At 50.1% G+C, this 21594-nt stretch carries 18 protein-coding genes and 1 pseudogene; 16 read left to right on the top strand and 3 right to left on the bottom strand.

Features of this window, described 5'->3' with window-relative positions:
* Window positions 1-22: 22 nt before the first annotated feature.
* From TY10_RS06670 to TY10_RS06635, 8 genes are all read left to right on the top strand, one after another.
* Window positions 23-721 (top strand): response regulator transcription factor, encoded by a 699-nt coding sequence (locus tag TY10_RS06670; protein ID WP_042161853.1) that lies wholly within the window; start codon window positions 23-25, stop codon window positions 719-721.
* Entirely contained in the window at window positions 718-2073 is a 1356-nt protein-coding gene (locus TY10_RS06665) for a HAMP domain-containing sensor histidine kinase (protein ID WP_042161850.1), read from the top strand. The genes TY10_RS06670 and TY10_RS06665 overlap by 4 nt, the downstream gene beginning before the upstream one ends.
* Before the next feature lie 15 nt (window positions 2074-2088).
* Entirely contained in the window at window positions 2089-2949 is an 861-nt protein-coding gene (locus TY10_RS06660) for a carbon-nitrogen hydrolase family protein (protein WP_042161849.1), read from the top strand.
* Window positions 2950-2974: 25 nt separating this feature from the next.
* Entirely contained in the window at window positions 2975-3643 is a 669-nt protein-coding gene (locus TY10_RS06655; RefSeq protein ID WP_042161847.1) for a GNAT family N-acetyltransferase, read from the top strand.
* A 25-nt stretch (window positions 3644-3668) separates the two neighbouring features.
* Window positions 3669-4343 carry a GNAT family N-acetyltransferase gene (locus TY10_RS06650; protein ID WP_042161845.1) on the top strand — a complete coding sequence of 225 codons (675 nt, stop codon included), beginning with the start codon at window positions 3669-3671 and terminating at the stop codon, window positions 4341-4343.
* Window positions 4340-5122, top strand: a complete 783-nt coding sequence (locus TY10_RS06645) for an MBL fold metallo-hydrolase (RefSeq protein WP_042161843.1) — start codon at window positions 4340-4342, stop codon at window positions 5120-5122. The genes TY10_RS06650 and TY10_RS06645 overlap by 4 nt, the downstream gene beginning before the upstream one ends.
* A 419-nt stretch (window positions 5123-5541) precedes the next feature.
* Window positions 5542-7635 carry a peptidase G2 autoproteolytic cleavage domain-containing protein gene (locus TY10_RS29380; RefSeq protein ID WP_238327485.1) on the top strand — a complete coding sequence of 698 codons (2094 nt, stop codon included), beginning with the start codon at window positions 5542-5544 and terminating at the stop codon, window positions 7633-7635.
* A gap of 459 nt (window positions 7636-8094) precedes the next feature.
* On the top strand, window positions 8095-10098 hold the full coding sequence (locus TY10_RS06635; protein WP_042161841.1) for an endonuclease MutS2: 2004 nt from the start codon (window positions 8095-8097) through the stop codon (window positions 10096-10098).
* 41 nt (window positions 10099-10139) lie between these two features.
* Here TY10_RS06635 and TY10_RS06630 read toward each other — a convergent pair whose 3' ends face one another.
* Window positions 10140-10784, bottom strand: coding sequence for a thiamine diphosphokinase (locus TY10_RS06630; protein WP_042161840.1), 645 nt, complete (start codon window positions 10782-10784; stop codon window positions 10140-10142).
* A gap of 220 nt (window positions 10785-11004) precedes the next feature.
* Between TY10_RS06630 and TY10_RS06625 the strand changes: the two genes are divergently transcribed.
* From TY10_RS06625 to TY10_RS06615, 3 genes are read left to right on the top strand one after another with little or no spacing between them, the layout of a single operon-like run.
* Window positions 11005-11691, top strand: coding sequence for a trimeric intracellular cation channel family protein (locus TY10_RS06625; RefSeq protein ID WP_042161838.1), 687 nt, complete (start codon window positions 11005-11007; stop codon window positions 11689-11691).
* Window positions 11688-12197, top strand: a complete 510-nt coding sequence (locus TY10_RS06620; protein ID WP_042161835.1) for a low molecular weight protein-tyrosine-phosphatase — start codon at window positions 11688-11690, stop codon at window positions 12195-12197. The genes TY10_RS06625 and TY10_RS06620 overlap by 4 nt, the downstream gene beginning before the upstream one ends.
* A 27-nt stretch (window positions 12198-12224) precedes the next feature.
* Window positions 12225-12956 (top strand): class I SAM-dependent methyltransferase, encoded by a 732-nt coding sequence (locus TY10_RS06615; protein WP_042161833.1) that lies wholly within the window; start codon window positions 12225-12227, stop codon window positions 12954-12956.
* Between the two features lie 64 nt (window positions 12957-13020).
* Here the strand turns inward: TY10_RS06615 and TY10_RS06610 are convergent, their stop codons facing one another.
* Window positions 13021-13437 (bottom strand): cupredoxin domain-containing protein, encoded by a 417-nt coding sequence (locus TY10_RS06610; protein ID WP_042161831.1) that lies wholly within the window; start codon window positions 13435-13437, stop codon window positions 13021-13023.
* A 1556-nt stretch (window positions 13438-14993) separates the two neighbouring features.
* Complete coding sequence (locus TY10_RS06605) at window positions 14994-15731, bottom strand: alpha/beta hydrolase (RefSeq protein ID WP_042161830.1); 738 nt, start codon at window positions 15729-15731, stop codon at window positions 14994-14996.
* A 278-nt stretch (window positions 15732-16009) separates the two neighbouring features.
* Here TY10_RS06605 and pdhA point away from each other — a divergent pair, with 278 nt between their 5' ends.
* From pdhA to TY10_RS06580, 5 genes and pseudogenes are all read left to right on the top strand, one after another.
* Window positions 16010-17089, top strand: a complete 1080-nt coding sequence (pdhA, locus tag TY10_RS06600; RefSeq protein WP_042161828.1) for a pyruvate dehydrogenase (acetyl-transferring) E1 component subunit alpha — start codon at window positions 16010-16012, stop codon at window positions 17087-17089.
* A gap of 56 nt (window positions 17090-17145) precedes the next feature.
* On the top strand, window positions 17146-18123 hold the full coding sequence (locus tag TY10_RS06595) for an alpha-ketoacid dehydrogenase subunit beta (protein WP_042161826.1): 978 nt from the start codon (window positions 17146-17148) through the stop codon (window positions 18121-18123).
* 88 nt (window positions 18124-18211) lie between these two features.
* Window positions 18212-19541 (top strand): annotated as a pseudogene (locus TY10_RS06590) (dihydrolipoamide acetyltransferase family protein).
* A 3-nt stretch (window positions 19542-19544) separates the two neighbouring features.
* Complete coding sequence (lpdA, locus tag TY10_RS06585; protein ID WP_042161824.1) at window positions 19545-20960, top strand: dihydrolipoyl dehydrogenase; 1416 nt, start codon at window positions 19545-19547, stop codon at window positions 20958-20960.
* A 118-nt stretch (window positions 20961-21078) separates the two neighbouring features.
* Window positions 21079-21567, top strand: a complete 489-nt coding sequence (locus tag TY10_RS06580) for an acyl-CoA thioesterase (protein WP_042161823.1) — start codon at window positions 21079-21081, stop codon at window positions 21565-21567.
* The last annotated feature ends 27 nt before the right edge of the window (window positions 21568-21594 follow it).

Genomic DNA, 21594 nt, shown 5'->3' with positions numbered 1-21594 from the left:
AGGGAAGCAGGTGAACATCGAGATGAGCGATCGCGTATTAGTTGTCGAAGATGAAGCGGGGATTGCCCGCGTATTACAGCTGGAGCTAGAGCATGAAGGTTATACGGTCGGCTCAGCGGCAGACGGCAGAACCGGTTACGAAATGGCTTCGTCCGGTGATTGGGAGCTCGTGCTGCTGGATGTTATGCTGCCAGAGCTGAACGGTATCGAGGTGCTCAGAAGGCTGAGGCAGGCGGGAAACCCGGTGCCGGTTATTTTGCTGACGGCGAGGGATACCGTTCCCGACAAGGTGAGCGGCTTCGAGCATGGCGCCAATGATTATATTACGAAGCCTTTTGCAATGGAGGAGCTTCTGGCGCGCGTCCGCAACATTTTACGCATATTCCAGCAGTATCCGAAGGAGTCCGAAGGTTCAGACCAGATTAAAGTAGGCGACTTGACGATTGAGCTTCGCACCCGTAAGGTGTACCGCAAAGAAATCGTGATCGAGCTGACGCCGCGGGAATTCGAGCTTCTCGTCTATCTGGTTGAGAATAAAAATGTGGAAAAATCCCGTGAGGACATTTTATCTGAAGTATGGGGCTATGATTTTATTGGCGAGACGAATCTTGTCGATGTGTACATCCGTTATTTGCGTCAAAAGCTGGACAAGGGGTACCGGCATAAGCTGATTCATACCGTTCGCGGAGTAGGTTATATGATTAAGGAGCCAGATGCATGACGCTGCGCAAAAGGTTTACACTGTTTACGATCTTTTGGCTCATCTTCATCCTGATTTTATTTAATATTTTCGTCTATTTCTACGTGATTAAGATAACGACGGAAAGCGAAGAACGGGTAATCGGAAATAAAGTGAACCTCATGTTGGAAAATCCGCTCATTCAGCATGGAAAAGGGATCTATGATCCCGATTTGCTGAGTGAGTATTATAATGTAAATGAAATGATCCGGATCGTGCAGCCGGATAATAAGGTTGTTAACATAACTGGCTCGGACCCGGTACTGCTTAACTTGCCTGTATCGTTTCAGCGGCAGCATGATACCGGAATGATCTCCAAAGGCAACGAGCGTATTCTCTATATGCGCGTTCCAATCTTCAACGGTCCCGATATCGTGGCGATGCTGGAAGTGAATCGGGTGCTTAACGAGCTTGATGACTATTTGCAAATATTAGTGGCTGCATTAACTGTTACGAGTGTTGGCGCCATTTTATTTGCGATCTTCGGTACGTACTGGTTCACCTCGCGCCTAACCGCGCCAATGCAGCAGATGGTCAATACGATGCGTGAAATCGACCGAAGCGGCAAGCTTCGTAAAATTGAGACGTCCAGCCAAGAGGAATCGGCAGAGCTGCAGCAGCTCGTTCGGGCGTTCAATCAAATGATCGAACGGCTGGACCGGACCTTTGCCCGGCAAAAGCAGTTTGTTGCCGATGCGTCCCATGAGCTGAAAACGCCGCTTACGGTCATCAGCAGCTATGCGGGCATGCTGAAACGGTGGGGCCGTGATGATGAGAACATCCGGAATGAAGCGATCGAAGCGATTGATCGCGAGACGACGAGGCTGCAGAGCTTGACGAAGTCGATGCTTATGCTCGCAGAAGCGGAGCAGGAGGATTGGCTGCGCCAAGAGCTGTTCGACGTGGTACATGTGGTGAACGAATTGGCCGGCATGCTGCAGACGACGTTCCAGCGCCCGATTCGGGTGAAGGCGATGTCCAAAGTCGTAAGGATGTACGGCGATAAAGATAAAATTAGACAGCTGCTTGTCATTCTGCTCGATAATGCGATCAAATACAGCAAGGACCCTATCGAGGTGTCCGTATCGCTGATGAAGAACATCGTTAAAATCGAAGTGAAGGATAAGGGGATCGGCATTCCGGAAAACGAGATTCCGCATATGTTCGAGCGATTCTATCGTGTAGACGGCGCAAGGAGCAGGGCAACAGGCGGTGTTGGCCTTGGCCTGTCCATCGCGAAGCGGATTGTTGACTTGCATGAAGGCAAAATCGATGTATTCAGCTTGCCGGATCTCGGAACGACGATTGCCATTCAGTTCAAGCAGCGGAAGTAAAGGGGAACGGGATTCATGAAATATCGGGTAGCTTCAGTGCAATATCAACTGGCGGATATTAGCTCCTTCGAGCAGTTCGCCGAGCAAGTTACGCACTATGTGCGGAATGCTTCGGAATATGGAACGCAGTTTCTATTGTTTCCGGAATTTTTGACGACACAGCTGCTGTCAATCGGGGATGAGGACGGTCAAGCACTGCCGGTCGGCAGACTGCCCGAGTTTACGGATCGCTATGAGCTGCTGTTCCAGTCGCTCGCTTCTGAATACAATATGTATATTGTCGGGGGCACGCATGTTGTGGAAGCTGGAGAGGGCAGATGGCAAAATACGGCGCATCTGTTCCATCCCAGCGGCAAGATCGACCGGCAGCCGAAAATCCATCTGACACCTACAGAGGTTTCAGAATGGAATATGACGCCGGGCGACGGCCTGCAGGTGTTTGAGACGGAATTCGGAACGATCGGCATGTTGACCTGCTACGATATTGAATTTCCGGAAATCGTCCGTATGGCGAGAGCCAAAGGGGCGGACGTTATTTTCTGCCCATCCTGCACGGATGACAGACATGGCTTCTATCGTGTTCGTTATTGCTGCCATGCGCGTGCAGTGGAAAATCAAATCTATATCGTAACGACAGGTACGGTTGGAGCGCTGCGCAAGGTTGATTTCATGCGCGCGAACTTCGGGCAAGCGGCAATTATTGCGCCGAATGATATACCATTCCCGCCAGCCGGTATCTTGAGCGAAGGCATAATTAACGACGATATGCTTGTCGTTGCGGATCTGGATCTGCAATTGCTGGAGGATGTGCGTGCAGGCGGTTCGGTAACGACTTGGCGCGACCGTCGCACTGATCTCTATTCCGATTGGTCCTAGAGTCAGCGCGAAGGAGGACAATGAGATGCGTAAAAGCTTCTATGTATTTAACGGGACACCTGTTAAAGCGGTGATTCGCCAGTACACGGAGCGGGACTTCGAGGCTATGATCGACGTGCAGCGGGAAAGCTTTCCTCCCCCGTATCCCGAGGAGCTCTGGTGGAGCAGGGATCAGATGATCGAGCATGTTAGCCGATTTCCGCAAGGTGCTTTGTGCGCCGAAATAGACGGACGCATTGTTGGCTCCATGACCGGGTTAATGGTTGACATGAAGGATTATGGCCATGATCACAGCTGGGAAACGATAACGGATAACGGTTATATCCGCAATCATAATCCGAACGGGGATACTCTGTACGTCGCTGACATTTGCGTCATACCGGAATACCGGAAGACTGGTATCGGGAAGTGGCTGATGCAGTCCATGTATGAGACGGTTGTGCATCTTGGTCTAAGCAGGTTGCTTGGCGCAGGCCGGATGCCTGGTTACCATCTGCATGCTGCCGAGCTTACGCCAGATCAATATGTCGACCGGGTTATGGCAGGCGAGCTTCAGGATCCGGTCATCAATTTCTTGCTGCGCTGCGGCAGGACGCCAGTTGGCATTGCCGCCAATTATTTGGATGATGAGCAATCCGGCAATTATGCCGTACTTATGGAATGGAGAAATCCGTTTACTACATATTCGGAATAAGGAACATCAGAGAGGAGCTTAAGTTATGATCTACCATCGTATTACCTCGATCGAGGACCCTTATTTTGCAGAGCTTCACAAGCTGCTGGGACGTATTTTTCCGCCGGAGGAAGTTCTCGCTTATGAGCTCTGGAAGGAGCCTTTGGAGGACCCGGCCATTCATGTCTATGTCGCTGTGGAGAACGGTGAGGTTGTAGGTTCGACCGAATACCGCTATTACCCCGACCTTCGCGTCGCAATGACGGACTTTACGATTATTGGCGAGCATTCCAAAGGGATCGGCCGTTTTCTGATGCGCAGCAGGGAGAAGGATCTGGCCCGGCTTGCAGAGCAATCCGGAACAGAACCCATCGGCATGTTTGCGGAAATCTACAATCCTTATGGCAGCGAAGAGCAGCATGGCTTTGGCGGTGTGACGCCGATGAGCCCTTTCGTGCGCCGCGAGGTGCTCTCACATATGGGCTATAAACAATTGGCAATCAACTATGTTCACCCGTCCTGGGATCATGAGGGTCGAGCGGTTGAGGGCTTGAATCTCAGCTTCCTGCCGGCTGACGAAGACCGGACTTCCATTCCGGCTGCACTTGTAGTCGCATTTCTGGAAGGTTACTATTCGGCACTGCCTAACAAGCCAGAGGCTTGGCTGGCGATGATGGAACAGCTCCGTGGAATGGAGCAAGTCGAGCTGCTGCCAATATGACGAAGCTGATTTTCCGCGGTACGGGCGATTCGATGGGCGTGCCTCGTGTATACTGCGATTGCGAGGTTTGCTCGGAAGCGAGAGCGGAAGACGGCGGTGTAAACCGCAGATTTCGTTCGCTGGTTCAGATTGAGGACGCCGACAGCGGAACGACGCTGATCGATTGCGGTCCTGACTGGGGTAAACAAATGGAGTCGGCAGGCTTGCGGACAGTTGATCAAATATTGCTCACCCATGCCCATTTCGACCATATCGGCGGGCTTGTGGAATGGGCGGATGCATGCAGATGGCTGGGTAAAACCGGGCAAGCCTTTGCTCCGGCAGAGGTTATTGCGGAAATCAACGAGCGTTTTCCGTGGCTTCATCGTCAAATTCAGTTCACTGCAAACGACGAACCGATGCAGCTTGGGGAATGGCAGATTTCCTGTTGGCGGGTAAACCATGGCAAGAACGGTTATTCTTACGCCTATCGATTCGATCATCTGTCGAAGGCATACAGCTGGGCGTATTGCTCGGATGCGATCGGCATGACGGAGGAACAGCAGAAGCCGCTTTACGGCCTCGATTTGCTCGTGCTTGGAACCAGCTTCTATAAAGAAGATTTTGCTTATGAGACGAGATCGGTCTACGATGTTACCGAGGCGCTGGAGCTTATAAAGCTCTGGACACCGGGATCCGTTTATTTTACGCATATGTCTCATGATATCGATTTAAGAAAGCAGTATCAGTTGCCAGACTGCGCAAGGTTCGCGAAGACGGGCCAATCTATAGCTCTGTGAGAATATACCTTAGAATGATCGTTGGTTAAGAGGTTAACCAGCGGCTGTTTTAAGGTTTTTTAATTGAGGTCAGCAAATATCCGGTTAGGTTAAGATGAGATTTTTCCAGGCTATGATCCCATGACAGTATGAATATCTTAAGCCGTTAGGCTGAAAAACAGTTTATTCGCACACTTCTGAATATGATGTCACAGACATTTAGGAGGTGGCGGGAATCAATGGGCTGTCCTGAATCGAAGAAAAAATCTAGCAAGCATAAATTGAAAAAGAAAAAGTTAAGGCGGTTTCATCCTCATAAACGTTTTAGATGCTGCAAGGTAATTAGAGCAAGATCCTGTACTTCGATTAAAGCTTCTAAGAAGCAGCTTCAATTATTACAAAGCGCATTAACTGAATGGAGTGCCATAGTTCCGTTAGCAATGTCTGGAGAACAGGCTGCAGTCGAACAACAGAATGAAATGATGTCTACCATCAATGAGTGGATTCAACGTCATTGTTCGAATAGAAGCGAGCATGCGATACGATCATCCATTATTGAATTGATGCTTAGACAATCCAATCTATTTAATACGATTAATGTTGCAATGGCTGTTACGATGAACGTCTTCATCATCATGGTAGGAGCAGCTATTACGAGAATGGAAACGATTGAAACGAAGATTAATGAAATCTATGTATTGGTTCTGAATATTAAAAACCAACTGGATATCATCATTTCAGAAGGAGTTTCTGGACCGCAAGGGCCTGCCGGACCGCCTGGAGCGCCTGGAGCGACAGGGCCGCAAGGGCCGCAAGGGCCTCCCCTTGTCATAGGCTGTAACGCTGTCGCGCTGGGAGCCTGCTCATTTGCTGAAGGAAGAAATACACTGACGACTATAAACGCGGAAGCCTCTCACGTAGAAGGTGAAGGAACGCTGGCAGATGGTCATGGCGCTCATGCCGAAGGCGGCATGACGGTAGCAAACGGAGAGTTTTCTCATGCAGAGGGGAATCAGTCAGTCTCTAACGGGAATAACAGTCATGCAGAAGGCAACAGCACCTCAGCCATTGGCAATAACTCTCACGCGGAGGGCAGCAATTCTACAGCTAGTGCCGATGGCGCCCATGCCGAAGGGAATAACACTACAGCAAGTGGTATCGGCGCTCATGCCGAAGGGAACAACACGTTAGCCAGCGGCGGCGGCGCTCATGCGGAAGGAGACACCACGACAGCCAGCGGCGGCAATGCTCATGCGGAAGGTGCCAGAACGACAGCCAGCGGCAGTAATGCTCATACAGAAGGAGCCGATACAGTAGCCAGCAATCTTAATGCCCATGCGGAGGGAGGAGGAGCAAAGGCAACAGGCAGCAATTCCCACGCTGAAGGCTTTAACACACAAGCAACGATGGACGCTGCGCACGCTGAAGGCTCGTTCACGCAGGCGACTGGAAATTCCTCTCATGCAGAAGGCACCGGAACAGTGGCAAGCGGAGCAGATGGGCATGCAGAAGGTCGAGGCTCACAAGCAACGGGTCTGGCTTCTCACGCTGAAGGTATGAACTGCCAGGCCAACGGAGACTTCTCCCATACAGAAGGAGAAGGAACGATTGCGAATGGTTTCCGTGGTCACGCTGAAGGGCTTGGTACACAAGCGAATGGTGTAAATTCTCATGCACAAGGAAATGGAACAACAGCTGGCGGGGAAAACTCGTTTTCACTCGGCTTTAACACGCAAGCAACGGGAAGCGAGTCTACAGCGGCGGGGGCATTTACTCTTGCATCGGGTATGCGCTCCCATGCTTCAGGGAACGGTACGATAGCGAGCGGCGATAACTCTGTCACATTCGGGGCAGGTACCGTCGCTGACGCAATAAACTCATTTGCCGGGGGAAGCAATACCAATACGGGTGGTTTAACTGGCGCTTATATTATGGGCGAGAACGGCACGGCACGGTTTCCGAACTCATTCCATATTGCGAACGGTTTGGCTGTTGGTCCAACTTTGAACTCGATTGTGCTGGATGGACCTAACGGCAATGTATTTCTCGACGGAGCTGTCGTAAGTCCGACAGCGGCAGATTACGCGGAAATGTTCGAGACGGTCAGCGGGGAAGCAATCGATGCCGGTTATTTTGTTACCCTTGAAGGAGAGAAGATACGGCTTGCGACTGCTGAGGATCAGTATGTGCTTGGCATCATTAGCGCAACGCCAGCTATGATCGGCGATGCTTGCGAGTTGCAGTGGCAGGATATGTTCCTCCGAGATGATTTTGGCAGAATGCTTATCGATGAGCAAGGACAACGGATGATTAACCCGCTTTATGATGGGGAAATGGATTACACGCCTCGCAGAGAAAGACCTGAATGGGCAGTAGTTGGGCTGTTGGGCAAACTTATCGTTCACGATGACGGCAGTTGCATGGTCAATGGCTATTGCTGGCCGAATGAGGATGGCATTGCCACTGCTTCGGAAGCCGGCTACCGTGTCATGAAACGGATAAGCGAGTCTTTGATTCGGGTGCTTTTCAAATGATTGCTGTTGACTTTATCCATTTAATTGTATTAGAGTAAGGGAGAAATTGATTTGTCATTTGGAAGGGGAAATTTTAATGATTACAGGTGTTCTTAACTCCTAAATTGGATAAATCGGATTTAATCCGGCTAAGCGATGCTTCATTAGGCTTGTTCAATTCATATGAATTGGCATGCTTATATTGCTTTGTCCCATGTTAAATTCCGGTACCAAGGGTTAAGAACATGTGGATTCCGCCTAAATGACATTAGTCAGCGGCCCAATCACCGTGCTCTTTCGAGCACGGTTTTTTTCATTTGCAAATACGGAACGGGATAGGCCTAGAGTAGAAAAAGGCTATATTTCCGTCTTATCATTTGCATCTAACGGGAGAGCTGACAAATGGAACAGGAATGGAGCGCATAGCGTTCTGTTCCTGTTTTTTTGTTTGTAGATGAAAAAAGGAGCTGAAATGTACAAATGAACGAAGCGACATGGAAACGACTGGAGTATGACAAAATAAAGGAAAAGCTAATCGGCTATACGGTATCGCCTGGCGGCAAAATGCTGGCAGAAAAGCTGGAACCTAGCAATCAGCGCAATCGGGTAATGGCGTGGCTAACCGAGACGCAGGAGGCAGCCGATCTGCTGGCGACGGGGGCAAGCGTTCCGCTGTCGTCCATGGAAGGCATCGATCCGTTTCTGGCGCTGCTCGGCAAAGGAAGAGTCTACAACGAAACAGAGCTGGAACAGCTGCTCATCTGGCTCGTATCGATTGCACAGATGAAGCGCTACATGGACAGCAAGCGGCAGACGGCGCCGACAATTGCCAGCTACGCTGATTCCATGAGGGATTGCCCGGAGCTGCGGAGCGAGCTGGAACGCTGCATCCGGTTCGGCCGGTTGACGGACCAAGCCAGCCCCGGTCTGGCATCGGTACGCCGTCAGATCATCGTTGTCGAAGACAAAATCGAACGCAAGCTCCAAGGTGCTCTATCCAAATACAAATCAGCGCTTCAGGAGTCGTTCATTAGTAAGCGAAGCGGGCGCTCCGTTATCGCAATCAAGCGCGAGCTTCGCAAGCAGGTGCCGGGAACGGTATGGGATGAATCGGCAAGCGGCCAGACGCTTTATGTCGAGCCGATTGATGTAGCTGATTTGCAAAGCGAGCTTCAAAGCTGGGCCGCTGAGGAGGAGCGAGAGCGGACCGTTATTTTATCCGGATTATCGGATCTGGCGGATGCGCATGTACAGCAATTGAAGGGCAACCGGGAGGCGATGGCAACCTTTGATTTTATTATGGCGAGAGGCAAGCTGTCACGATCCTATGATGGACGGAAAACGACGCTTAGCGACCATCCCGTCATTCGGCTCGTTGAAGCCCGCCATCCTCTGCTTGGCAGCAATGTGGAACCGCTGACCGTCGAGCTTGGTCTGCGCTGGAAGCAATTGATTATTACCGGACCTAATACGGGCGGAAAAACAGTCGCTTTGAAGACGATCGGCTTGCTGGCGGCGATGGTTCAATCCGGTCTGCTTGCACCGGCAGGGGAAGACAGCCGATTCGGGCTGTTTAAGGGGATTATTGCTGATGTCGGGGACGGGCAAAGCGTTGAGCAGTCGCTCAGCACGTTTTCTTCTCATCTGGCTGTGTTGAAGCAAATGCTGGATTCAGCGGGAGAACGATCACTGCTCCTGCTGGATGAGATGGCTGCTGGAACCGATCCAAGCGAAGGAATCGCGCTTTCAATAGCGGTACTGGAAGAGTTGTTGCAGCGCAAATCGCTTGTTGCGGCAACCACACATTTTAACGAGATCAAAACCTTCGCTTCGCGAACAGCGGGCTGCATGAATGCAAAAATGGCATTTGACGCGGAGACGCTGCGGCCTCTCTATCGTCTGGAACTGGGGGAAGCGGGAGACAGTCATGCTTTTGCCATTGCCAGACGCTGCGGGCTGCCCGAGCATGTGCTTCAAAGGGCAGAACAGCTGACAGTCAGCCGTCCTTCCGCTGTGGGTATTCTAGCTGGAAACTCAACGGATGAAATATTGTCTTCGCCCAAGCAGATGCAGGAGCAGGAGTTAAAGCCTTATTTTAGCCTAGAGGAGGTAGCGGCAGAGTCTTCAATAGGAGCAGCAGAGACAAAGGCAGAGGCAGAGGCAACAGAGGAAGCAGTGGCTCTGAAAAAGAAAGAGCTGGAGGTCGGCGATGCCGTATGGATCTATCCGCTCAAACGCATCGGCATCGTCTACCGTGCCGCAGACGCTCGCGGAGAAGTGATTGTCCAAGTGCAAGGCGAGAAAATGAAGTTCAACCGGAAGCGCCTCAAGCTGTCTATATCGAAAGAAAAGCTGTATCCCGGCGAGGATTATGATATGGATATCGTGTTTGAGACGAAGGAGAACCGCAAGATCCGCAAGCAGCTTCGCCGCAAGCATGTTGAGGGGCTGAAGATTGAGACCAAGGGAGAAGATTTGGTGTAACTAGCTCCAATTAAAAAGACTAGGGAGTCGAGAACCGCTCCCTAGTCTTTGCTTTGTATGATGAGCAATATGCCTTCCGCAAAACGAATCGTACCGCTGTCGTCAAGTATGACGTTGCTGATACCGAGCGATTGACCGATTTGAAGTGTGGCGTCAGCAAGCGGGTACTGAAAGCCCGTTAAGTAAATGCCCGTCACTTGCTGGCTCAACGGGAGCAGAGATACATGCGCATAATTGCCTTTGTTCAAGGAAAGTGTCTGAGGTCCCTGCGCCAATCGAATTTGGTTATGCTCATCGATAATGGAGGCAGCGACCTCTTGCTCCAGTGCAAGGGATAGAAGATGAACGTTCGCAAGCGAGTGGTCGAATCTCGTCCCAAGAGCGCCGATAAGCGCAATTTCCGACGGCTGCTGCTCCAAAGCCCGACGGAATGCCATTTCGGTATCGGTAAAATCTTTATCAATAGGGTCGCAGTCGATAAGTGCTTTGCTATGTAGGCGGATTTCCGCTAATTCATCCCCGGTAACGGAATCGAAATCGCCAATGGCGATATCTGGCGTAAATCCATTTCGGATGAGGAAGAGAGCACCGCTGTCCGCGCCGATCAAATAATCTTGAGGCTGGACCAGCTTCGTCGCCCAGTCGCCTAACCGGCCCCCGGTAAAAATCAATATACGTTGTTTCATAATAGGTAAACCGTCCTTTCGTTCGAACGAAGGCTATGCTTTTTACAATTACTTTTGTCAGTATAAGCCTACAGCCGCTTCCGCACAATGCTATTTATAGCTGCAAAGCGCCGTGTCTGCAAGGAAGGTTGTCCCCAATTAGGTGGAAAATGTCGATTTGCGTCAAACTTGTCATTGCGAAACCGAATAACCGCGGCTAAAATGGGGAATGACACAACCGATGCGCCACTCGGGCGATCGGGATACGGAAGCGGAGGAGTATCAGTTGGAAGTTGATATTTTTGGCGTATTCAGCATCATCGGGACGGTAGCTTTTGCAGTCAGCGGCGCCGTTGTCGCGATGGAGGAGGAATACGACATCTTGGGCGTATTCGTGCTAGGCCTCGTTACAGCATTTGGAGGAGGCGTCGTGCGCAATTTGCTGATAGGCATGCCCGTAACGATGTTGTGGAGCCAGGGCCATTTGTTCAAAATCGCCATTATTGCGATGACGATTGCTTTTCTGCTTCCGGCAAGATGGATTCTAACCTGGCGAAAAAGCGAGGCTTTTTTCGATGCGATTGGACTTGCAGCCTTTGCGATTCAAGGTGCGCTCTACGCAACGCAAATGCAGCATCCGATTAGCGCCGTGCTGGTCGCTGCCATGCTGACAGGCATTGGGGGAGGCATTATCCGCGATGTGCTGGCCGGACGAAAGCCGCTCGTTCTGAAAGATGAGATTTATGCGGTCTGGGCGATGCTGGCAGGTCTGGCAATCGGAAAAGGCTGGTTCCACACGACTGTGGATCTATTATTCCTATTCGTCATAATCATTACACTTCGTATGTTATCGGTTCATTACAAATGGAAGCTTCCTAGAAGGTCGCTAACGAAAAAAATCATTCAGAAGGAAGGTAGCGCATCATGACAGATCAGGCGCGCGTACTATTCGTATGCCTTGGCAATATATGCCGGTCACCGATGGCGGAAGCGGTATTCCGCAATATGGTTGAACAAGCGGGGCTGGAGCAGGTCATTGCGATTGATTCGGCGGGAACTGGGGATTGGCATATTGGACATCCGCCGCATGAAGGAACACGCAAACTGCTAGACAGCAAAGGTATTTCCTACAGCGGAATGAAAGCACGGCAATTTACAAAAAGCGACCGTGAGCAATTCGACTATATCGTGTGCATGGATACGAAAAACGAGAAAGATGTCCTTCAAGTGTTGGGGCAAAGTGCTGCGGTGAATGATGCGTCTGCTGCTGATAGCGGCGCACGCATATTCACGTTCATGAGTTTGCTGCCGGAATCCAATATAGCGGACGTTCCCGATCCCTATTATACGGGCAATTTCGATGAGGTCTATCAGTTGGTGGAGCAAGGCAGTGCCAAACTTTTAGAGCGAGTTCGTTCTGACCTGTCGGTGTAGCCGGATTTTCGAACGGGAGGCAAACTCGTGAAACAAAACAAATACGACGATGACGTTTTTTTCCAGAAGTATGCTCAGATGGAACGATCTCAAAAAGGGCTTGCTGGAGCAGGGGAATGGCAAGCGCTGCAAAAAATGCTTCCAGACTTCGAAGGCAAACGTGTACTTGACTTGGGCTGCGGCTATGGCTGGCATTGCCGGTACGCGCTTGAGCAAGGAGCATCATACGTCGTTGGCGTGGACATTTCCGAGAAGATGCTGCAGACAGCGCGGAAGATGACGGACGAGGGTAATGTTCAATATCTTTGTCTTTCAATTGAAGAGATAGATTTCGAGCCGTCGTCGTTTGATGCAGTCATAAGCTCGCTTGCTTTTCATTACTTAGCATCCTTTGACGGGATTTGCCGCAGCGTTCACCGCTGCTTGGCTGCCGGCGGAAATTTTGTATTCTCAGTGGAGCATCCAGTATTTACTGCTAACGCCAAACAGGATTGGCATTATGATGAGCAGGGAGAACGGCAGCATTGGCCGATCGACCAGTATTTTACCGAGGGGCATCGGGAAACAGAGTTTTTGGGCGAAAATGTCTTAAAGTATCATACAACGTTGACGACCTACGTCAGCACGCTTATCAAGACTGGGTTTGAAATTACGGGATTGGTAGAGCCCCAGCCTCTAAGAGAGCTGCGGGATGTCCCTGGCATGCAGGATGAATGGAGACGTCCGATGATGCTCCTGATATCAGCGCGTAAAAAATAAAAAGGAGGTCTCGGCGGTTATGTTTGCGCTGCGAGATCTCCTTTTTATTTGGGGAGGAATTTGGCTAGGACACGATAATTTTGCCCTTCATTTCCTCGTGGCCGGAGCCGCATTGGATCGAGCATCTGAATTCATAGGTGCCGGCTTTATCTACCGTAAAGTTTGCCGTTTCGCCGTCCTTGATATTAACCTTCAGGTCCGGAATTTCGAGACCGTGGTTGCCGCTTTTATTTTTAAGAGTCAGCTTGACGTTGTCGCCGACCTTTAATTTGATATCAGTCTGATCAAACTTCCAGTTCTCAGCGTTGATGGTAATGTTTTGTGTGCCGCCTGCGGCGCCACCGCCGTTGCCTGCATTTCCGCCAGCAGCTCCGCCACCGTTGTTGGGCTGATTGTTGTTGGTGCTTTTACCGCAGCCGCCAAGTACGAGCATGACTGCGATTATGGCGATCAGGGCAACCGAATACCATTTCTTATTCATCTTGTTTCCTCCTGTGATAGGTTATGTAAGGCTGCAAGTACGAACGGCCAAATTGGGCATCCGTGCAGTTCCTTAGTCAGTATTACATTTCCCTAATACTTCTCAAATTAACCCTGCGGTCCATTGGCAGCATGGAAGCGGGTAATAGGTGGAGCTTGATGATGGTAGTTGTCCGTCATATAGCCCTAGCAATTAGCGAACCAGCTGCCATATGGTCACGGTTAAAGCGTTTAACGAACCAGCTTCGCAAAAGAGTGAAGCAAAGTTCGCTGTAGGATAACTTTTCGGTGTCGCCAGAGGCTACAGCGAACTACACTTCGCTATTGGTGAACCCAGCTTCTCCAATAGCGAAATTCTCTTCGCTAATGCTCGATAGTCGCCCATTTCCGCCTGTTTTGAGTAACATTTGGTGAACCGGTCTTCGCTATATTGCGAAGTAGGTTCGCTGTCTAACTTATTAAAAGCTAAAGGGCGATGTTATGGCCTAAGAACGCTAATCCCCAACACCAAGCGAACAGACAGATAACAGTATTTGTCTGCGCATGGCCGAGCAATCAGCTTCAAGATTTAAAATTCAAAATTCAAAATTCAAAATTCAAGATGCTAGAAGCTAGAAGCTAAAAGCTAAAAGCTAAAAGCTAAAAGCTAAAAGCCAGAAGCAGGATTCAAGATTCAAGATGCTAGAAGCATTGAAGAATCCACTGCATGCAATTAGCAATTAGCGAATCTGCTTCGCAAAATAGCGAAGCAAAATTCGTTATACGATAGCTATGCGGTGTCGCCTGAGGCTACAGCGAACTAAACTTCGTAATTGGTGAACGCAGCTTCTCGAACAGCGAAATTCTCTTCGCTAATGCTCGATAGTCGCCCGATTCCGCCTGTTTTGAGTAACATTTTGCGAACTGGTCTTCGCTATATTGCGAAGCAGGTTCGCTGTTCACTAACGTTAGCAGCACAGGGGATATGGAAGATGAGGCGGTAAAGGTAATGTGGGATGAAGAATGGTTCATTATCGGCAATATGGTTAGGTGTGTGCGGTGAAATTGATCTTGGTGTGTGGTTCGTCAGGAGTAATTGAGGGAAGTGATTCGAGTTCTTGTCGGCATGTTGAAGGTTCGGGCCCTAACCTCGTATAAGCTAGGTGCTTGATAACAAAGAATCCAATATGAGCTAAAGTGGTAGCGATATCTTGGTACAGCATGCTAAAGAGTGAGTGAGCGGAGTGATTCGAGTTCATGCTGACTTTTCGAAGGTTCGATCCATTATCATCGTGTTAGCGATGGAGGAAATGGAATCAAGAACGGCAGCATGGACCGAAGCGCGCAGCGACCTCATGAACTTAAGCACTAGCAATCCAATGAACTTGAAGCACGTAGCGATCCCATGAACTCAAGCACGCAGCAATCCAATGAACTTGAAGCACGTAGCGATCCCATGAACTCAAGCACGCAGCGATCTCAATGAACTGAAGCACGCGCAACGCCCTCATGCACCGCAACTAGCTCTGCCAAAAAACGCCGCGAAAGTCATCAGACTCCCGCGGCACCATCGCTCTACTACTCTTTTTCCAAAAAATACATCAGAGCATCCGGAATCTCCTGCTGCCAGAAGCCCCATTGATGCATACCGTTCATTTCCGCATAAGAGAGCTTTGCCCCTCGCTCCGTAAGCAGCTTGCGTGCATGGCGGTTGATCTCCACGAAATTCATCGGCCCCCGATCCGTCTCATACGCAGTTTCCTGCAGCCCTACGATCATATACAGCTCCAGCTGCCCAAGATCGGTCTGACTCTCCATAATTTCGCGGGAGCGGTCGTAATAAGCCCCTGAAAGCGACATAATCCGTGTAAAAAGATGCGGGTATGTGAGTGCCAGGTGGAAGGAGACGGTCCCGCCCAAGGAGTCGCCGGCCAGTACCCGTTGATCCGGATCACGGCGTACCGGATACTTGCCTTCAATAAATGGAAGCATTTCTTCACCGAAAAACTTTACATAATCGGCATGCCGCTCGCCGTCCGGGGAATACTCGGAAGTGCGGTGCGCCTTGTCGACATCGACGCCAACGATGATGAACGGCTCGATGCCTTCATCAAGAATAAGCCGGTTGGCAGTCGTCGCAATGCGTCCAAAGTTGAAAAAATCTTCGCCATCCTGACAATAGACGACCGGATAGCTTAGCAATTCGTTATAGCCGGGAGGGAGGTACACGCGCAAATTGCGCTCGCCCTCCGGCAAATAACGGCTGGCTATGGTCTCTTTTAATACGGTGCGTTTTAAATATCGTTCATCTGTCATCACTGAATCCCCCATGAATTGAATGGAATTGCCGGCTTGTGGGTAAACAATAGTAAGGTACCCCGCCGAAAAAATGATAGCGCTTATTGTATTATGCTGTTATACCGAATATTCAACTCTGTTACATATACAATTTCTTAATATAATCTGTTGAGAAAGCGAAAAAACAGCGGTTTTTTTGTTTTTTGCTTTGACCATTTTCGATAAACAGGTTTATAATAATTCTATAACAGAGCACTGTAATATTCAAATAATAATGACTGAGGTGAGCGTTCAAAATGAGCAAACTGCTTAGCAAACTGCCATATGAAGTTCAAACGGAACCCGTAAAACCGTTGTCCGTGTTGTCGCTCGACGGTGACGTAGTAAATCCGGACCTGATGCCGGAGCTTTCTGACGAGCAATTGAAAGAAATTATGTACCGCATGGTATTTACGCGTACTTGGGATGAGCGCGCTGTAAACTTGGGCCGTCAAGGACGCCTTGGCTTCTATGCGCCGGTATCCGGACAAGAAGCTTCCATGATCGGCAGTGAGTATGCCGTTAATAAAGATGATTTTATCTGCCCGGGCTATCGTGATATTCCACAGCTCGTATGGCATGGACTGCCAATGTACCAAGCATTCTTGTATTCCCGTGGCCACCAGCACGGCGGACAAATTCCTGAGGACGTACACGTTCTGATGCCGCAAATTATTATCGGCGCACAAGTGCTGCACGCAGCTGGCGTTGCAATGGCATTCAAAAAACGTGGCGAGAAGCGCGTTGCGATTACGTATACAGGCGACGGCGGTTCATCCGAAGGCGATTTCTACGAGAGCTTGAACTTTGCTGGCGCATTTAAGCTGCCAGTTATTTATGTGGTTCAAAACAACCGTTTTGCGATCACAACACCTTACGAGAAGCAAACAGCTGCACTGTCTGTTGCCCATAAGTCGGTAGCCGCAGGTATCAAAGGCGTGCAAGTAGACGGCATGGACGTTCTTGCTGTTATTAAAGCCGTATCCGAAGCAGCTGAGCGCGGCCGCAATGGCGAAGGCGCTACGCTGATCGAGCTGCTGACATACCGTTTCCGTCCGCATTCGCTGTCCGATGATACGACGAAATACCGGACGAAAGAAGAAGAAGCGGAATGGACGCTGAAAGATCCGCTTATTCGTTTTGGCAAATATTTGGAGAAAAAAGGCCTCTGGACGGAAGAAGATACGAACCGCGTGAAAGAGGAAGCGAAAGCTACCGTTAACGAGCAAATCAAGAAAGCGGAAGCGACTGAGAAAATGACGGTTTCCGGCTTGATCGACTCGATGTTCGAATCGACGCCTCAGCATCTGGAAGAGCAAAAGGCTGACTTTCAATAATTAAACGCTGAAATGGGATTTTGCACAAAGCAAAATTGAGGGAGGATCTGACGATAATGGCTCAAATGAATATGCTGGAAGCGATCCGCGACGCATTGCGCGTGGAGCTGAAACGTGACGAGAACGTGCTTATCTTCGGTGAGGACGTAGGTAAAGTCGGCGGGGTATTCCGCGTAACGGAAGGTTTGCAAGAAGAATTCGGCGAGGAGCGCGTATTCGATACGCCGCTTGCAGAATCCGCTATTGGCGGCTTGGCGGTAGGCATGGGTATTCAAGGCTTCCGTCCAGTCGCTGAAATTCAATTCGTCGGTTTCATTTATGAAGCGATGGACCAAATGTTTATTCAAGCGGCACGTATGCGTTACCGTTCGGGCGGCCGCTACAATTCGCCAATCGTATTCCGTACGCCATTCGGCGGCGGTGTAAAAGCGGCTGAATTGCATACAGATTCCCTGGAAGGCTTGGCTGTTCAAACGCCGGGCATCAAGGTTGTTATTCCTTCGAACCCTTACGATGCTAAAGGTCTTATGATCGCAGCTATTCGTGATAATGATCCAGTGTTTTTCATGGAGCATTTGAACTTGTACCGTGCATTCCGCGCAGAAGTGCCAGAAGGCGAGTACACAATTGAAATCGGTAAAGCTAACGTTGTCCGCGAAGGCAGCGACGTAACGATTATCGCTTACGGCATGATGGTTCATACTGCAGTTAAAGCAGCAGAAGAACTGGAGAAAACAGGCGTGAAGGCAGAAGTTATCGACCTTCGCTCGCTCGTTCCGCTCGATATCGATACAATCGTAGCTTCCATTAAGAAAACAAACCGCGCTATCGTTGTACAAGAAGCACAAAAAACTTCCGGCATTGCAGCTGAAGTAATTGCGCAAATCAATGAAAAAGCGATTTTGCACTTGGAAGCGCCAGTGCTCCGCGTTGCTGGTCCAGATACTGTGTATCCATTCGCGCAAATCGAAGATACATGGCTTCCTACACCAGCCCGCATCGTTGCAGCGGTTAACAAAGTAATGACGTTCTAATTGCGGCAAATTGCCTCTGTGGAGGCGCAATTATATACCTATATACAACAGATATGATTTTGGCAAATACGTAAAGGAGGTACTCAACGTGGCGAAATTTGAATACCGGTTTCCAGAACTGGGCGAAGGTCTGCATGAGGGCGAAATTATCAAAGTGCACATCAAGCCAGGCGATAAGGTAACGGATGACGACATTATTATGGAAGTACAAAACGATAAGGCGATTGTTGAAGTACCGTGTCCAGTAAACGGAACGGTTCTCGAGGTGCTTGTGAAAGATGGACAAGTGTGCCATATCGGCGAAATCGTCGCTTTGATCGATGCGGAGGGCGACCTGCCTGAGCAAGAGGCTCCTGCAGCAGAAGCTGCACCGCCAGCGGCAGCACCAGCTGCGGCTCCAGCTGTTGAAGCAGCAGCGCCTGCACCGGCTCCTGAAGCTCAAGCAGCACCAGCTGCTGCGGCAGCGCCAAAAGCAACAGGCGGACTCGTTCTTGCAACGCCAAGCGTTCGCAAATTTGCCCGTGAGCAAGGCGTTGACCTGACAACGGTCAGCGGAACTGGCAAAAACGGCCGCATCACACGTGAAGATGTAACAAACGGCGGAGCAGCAGCTCCAGCGGCAGTGGAAGCTTCCGCGCCGGCAGCTTCGCAAGAAGCGGCAGCTCCAGCAGCGAAAGAGGCAGCAGCGGCTCCAACAGCAGCTGGCACGCCTTACCGTCCGGAAGAGCGCGTACCATTCAAAGGCATCCGCAAAGCGATTGCCAATGCTATGGTTAAATCGGTGTATACCGCTCCACACGTTACGATTATGGATGAGGTTGACGTAACTGAGCTGGTTGCACTTCGTGCGAAATACAAACCTTATGCTGAGAAAAAATGGCGCTAAGCTTACTTACCTGCCTTTCATCGTGAAAGCATTGGTTGCGGCTTGTCGTCAATTCCCGATCATGAACTCGACTTTGGACGAAGCAAATCAAGAAATCGTCTACCGTCAATATTACAATATCGGTATTGCAACAGATACGGACAACGGTCTTATCGTTCCGGTTATCGAGGATGCTGACCGTAAAAATATTTGGATGGTTGCCGACTCCATCCGCGATCTTGCTGTTCGCGGCCGCGACGGCAAACTGAAACCAAACGAGCTGAGAGGCAGCACGATCTCCATCTCCAACATCGGTTCTGCTGGCGGCATGTTCTTCACGCCGGTTATCAATTTCCCTGAAGTTGCGATCCTGGGTACAGGCCGCATCTCGGAGAAACCGGTTGTACGCAATGGCGAAATCGTAGCGGCTCCTGTTATGGCATTGTCCCTGAGCTTCGATCACCGTCTGATCGATGGCGCAACGGCACAAAACTTTATGAACTACATTAAACAGCTGCTGGCACAGCCAGAGCTATTCATCATGGAGGTGTAAGTCATGGTAGTAGGAGATGCTTCATTAGATATTGATACTCTAGTCATCGGTGCAGGTCCTGGCGGTTACGTTGCTGCAATTCGCGCAGCTCAATTGGGCAAAAGCGTTCTTGTTGTAGACAAAGAATACGTCGGCGGCGTTTGCTTGAACGTGGGCTGTATTCCTTCCAAAGCCTTGATCTCTGCTTCTCATCAATACGAATCCGTTAACCATGCGTCGGCTTTCGGTATTTCCGCTAGCGACGTTAAAGTTGACTGGAGCAAAGTGCAAGAATTCAAAAACGGCATCGTTAAAAAATTGACTGGCGGCGTTGCTTCCTTGCTGAAAGCAAACAAAGTCCAATATTTCAACGGTGAAGTGATGTTCATCAACGAAAACGAAGCACGCGTCTTCAACGATCAAGAAGCGCCGCGCTACCGTTTCAAAAACTGTATCATTGCAACAGGTTCCCGTCCGATCGAACTGAAAGCATTCCCTTTCAGCAAACGGATCGTATCCTCGACAGGCGCGCTGTCGCTGCCTGAAATTCCGAAAAGCCTGATCGTTATCGGCGGCGGCTACATCGGTATCGAGCTTGGCCAAATGTACTCGAAATTCGGCACGAAAGTGACGGTTATCGAGGGTGGAGACACCATTCTCCCTGGCTTCGACAAAGATATGTCCTCGATCGTTGCGAAGAAGCTTAAAGGCACTAACGTAGACATCGTTACCGGCGCTATGGCACAAGGTGCAGAGCAAACCGATAACGACGTAACTTTGACTTATAAAGTTGGCGACAAAGAAGAAAAAGTAACGGCTGACTACCTGCTCGTTACCGTTGGACGCCGTCCAAATACCGATGGCGACCTCGGTCTGGAACTGGCTAACGTAAAAGTTAGCGAGCGCGGACTGGTTGAAGTTGACGGTCAATGCCGTACAAGCAACCCTAACATCTTCGCAATCGGCGACATCATTGCAGGACCTGCTCTTGCGCACAAAGCGATGTACGAAGGCCGCGTTGCTGCTGAAGCAATTGCAGGACTGCCTAGCGTTATCGACTACAAATGCGTACCAGCAGTTTGCTTCTCCGATCCGGAATGCGCAAGCGTGGGCTACTCCGAGAAAGAAGCGAAAGAAAAAGGCCATGAGACGAAAGTCGGCAAATTCCCATTTGCAATCAATGGCCGTGCGATGTCCCTTAACGCAAACGAAGGCTTCGTGAAAATCGTTGCCGACAAAAACACGGGTCTCGTGCTCGGCGCGCAAATTATCGGTACAGAAGCTTCCAACATGATTGCTGAGCTGGGTCTTGCAATCGAGATGGGCGCTACGCTGGAAGATATCGCGCTGACCATTCACGCGCATCCAACGCTTGGTGAAATCGTGCTTGACGCTGCTGAAGTAGCGCTGGGTCACCCGATCCACACGGTTGTAAAATAATTCAATAGTTACATGCGGCTATGCCGCAATGGGGAGGCTTCGCGGCTGTTTCAGCACGCGAGCCTCCTTTTGCATCTATGCATATACTAACGAAAGCGAAACCAAAGGGGCGGAGCCAATGGAGAAGGCCGGGAAAAAAGCGAAGGAATCCAGAACGGTGATGACGCAAATTATTTTTCCGCTGGATACAAATCACCATGATACGATGTTTGGCGGTAAAGTGATGGAGTATATGGATAAAGTGGCCGCTATCTCGGCCATGCGCCATGCCCGCATGCAGGTCGTAACGGCTTCGACAGACAGCCTGGATTTCGTGGCACCCATTAAGGTAGGCGAGGTGATCGAGATCGAGGCATACGTAACAAGAACAAACCATAGTTCGATGGAAGTTTACGTATCCGTGCAATCCGAAAATTTGTTTTCCGGCCATAAGACGACAACGGTTACCGCTTTCTTTACGTTTGTAGCTCTGGATGATTACGGTAAGCCCGCGCAGGTGGCGCCGATTATCCCGGAGACGGAGGAGGAATGCAGCCTGTACGAGAGCGCCCCGGAGCGTTACATGCTGCGTAAGAAAAGAATCAGACAACGAAATCTTACCGTCTAGTGGCTCGAATTGGACGTGACATGATAG

The organism is Paenibacillus gorillae, from assembly GCF_000513275.1.
Classification (GTDB): Bacteria; Bacillota; Bacilli; order Paenibacillales; family Paenibacillaceae; genus Pristimantibacillus; species Pristimantibacillus gorillae.
Note: the sequence above shows the minus strand (reverse complement) of the source record. Positions and strands in the feature narration are given on the sequence as shown.

Bases quoted from the DNA above. Each gene is read 5' to 3' on its own strand.
- TY10_RS06670 (WP_042161853.1), top strand. From the start codon at position 23: ATGAGCGATCGCGTATTAGTTGTCGAAGATGAAGCGGGGATTGCCCGC.
- TY10_RS06665 (WP_042161850.1), top strand. From the start codon at position 718: ATGACGCTGCGCAAAAGGTTTACACTGTTTACGATCTTTTGGCTCATC.
- TY10_RS06660 (WP_042161849.1), top strand. From the start codon at position 2,089: ATGAAATATCGGGTAGCTTCAGTGCAATATCAACTGGCGGATATTAGC.
- TY10_RS06655 (WP_042161847.1), top strand. From the start codon at position 2,975: ATGCGTAAAAGCTTCTATGTATTTAACGGGACACCTGTTAAAGCGGTG.
- TY10_RS06650 (WP_042161845.1), top strand. From the start codon at position 3,669: ATGATCTACCATCGTATTACCTCGATCGAGGACCCTTATTTTGCAGAG.
- TY10_RS06645 (WP_042161843.1), top strand. From the start codon at position 4,340: ATGACGAAGCTGATTTTCCGCGGTACGGGCGATTCGATGGGCGTGCCT.
- TY10_RS29380 (WP_238327485.1), top strand. From the start codon at position 5,542: ATGTCTGGAGAACAGGCTGCAGTCGAACAACAGAATGAAATGATGTCT.
- TY10_RS06635 (WP_042161841.1), top strand. From the start codon at position 8,095: ATGAACGAAGCGACATGGAAACGACTGGAGTATGACAAAATAAAGGAA.
- TY10_RS06630 (WP_042161840.1), bottom strand. From the start codon at position 10,784: ATGAAACAACGTATATTGATTTTTACCGGGGGCCGGTTAGGCGACTGG.
- TY10_RS06625 (WP_042161838.1), top strand. From the start codon at position 11,005: ATGCGCCACTCGGGCGATCGGGATACGGAAGCGGAGGAGTATCAGTTG.
- TY10_RS06620 (WP_042161835.1), top strand. From the start codon at position 11,688: ATGACAGATCAGGCGCGCGTACTATTCGTATGCCTTGGCAATATATGC.
- TY10_RS06610 (WP_042161831.1), bottom strand. From the start codon at position 13,437: ATGAATAAGAAATGGTATTCGGTTGCCCTGATCGCCATAATCGCAGTC.
- TY10_RS06605 (WP_042161830.1), bottom strand. From the start codon at position 15,731: ATGACAGATGAACGATATTTAAAACGCACCGTATTAAAAGAGACCATA.
- pdhA (WP_042161828.1), top strand. From the start codon at position 16,010: ATGAGCAAACTGCTTAGCAAACTGCCATATGAAGTTCAAACGGAACCC.
- TY10_RS06595 (WP_042161826.1), top strand. From the start codon at position 17,146: ATGGCTCAAATGAATATGCTGGAAGCGATCCGCGACGCATTGCGCGTG.
- lpdA (WP_042161824.1), top strand. From the start codon at position 19,545: ATGGTAGTAGGAGATGCTTCATTAGATATTGATACTCTAGTCATCGGT.
- TY10_RS06580 (WP_042161823.1), top strand. From the start codon at position 21,079: ATGGAGAAGGCCGGGAAAAAAGCGAAGGAATCCAGAACGGTGATGACG.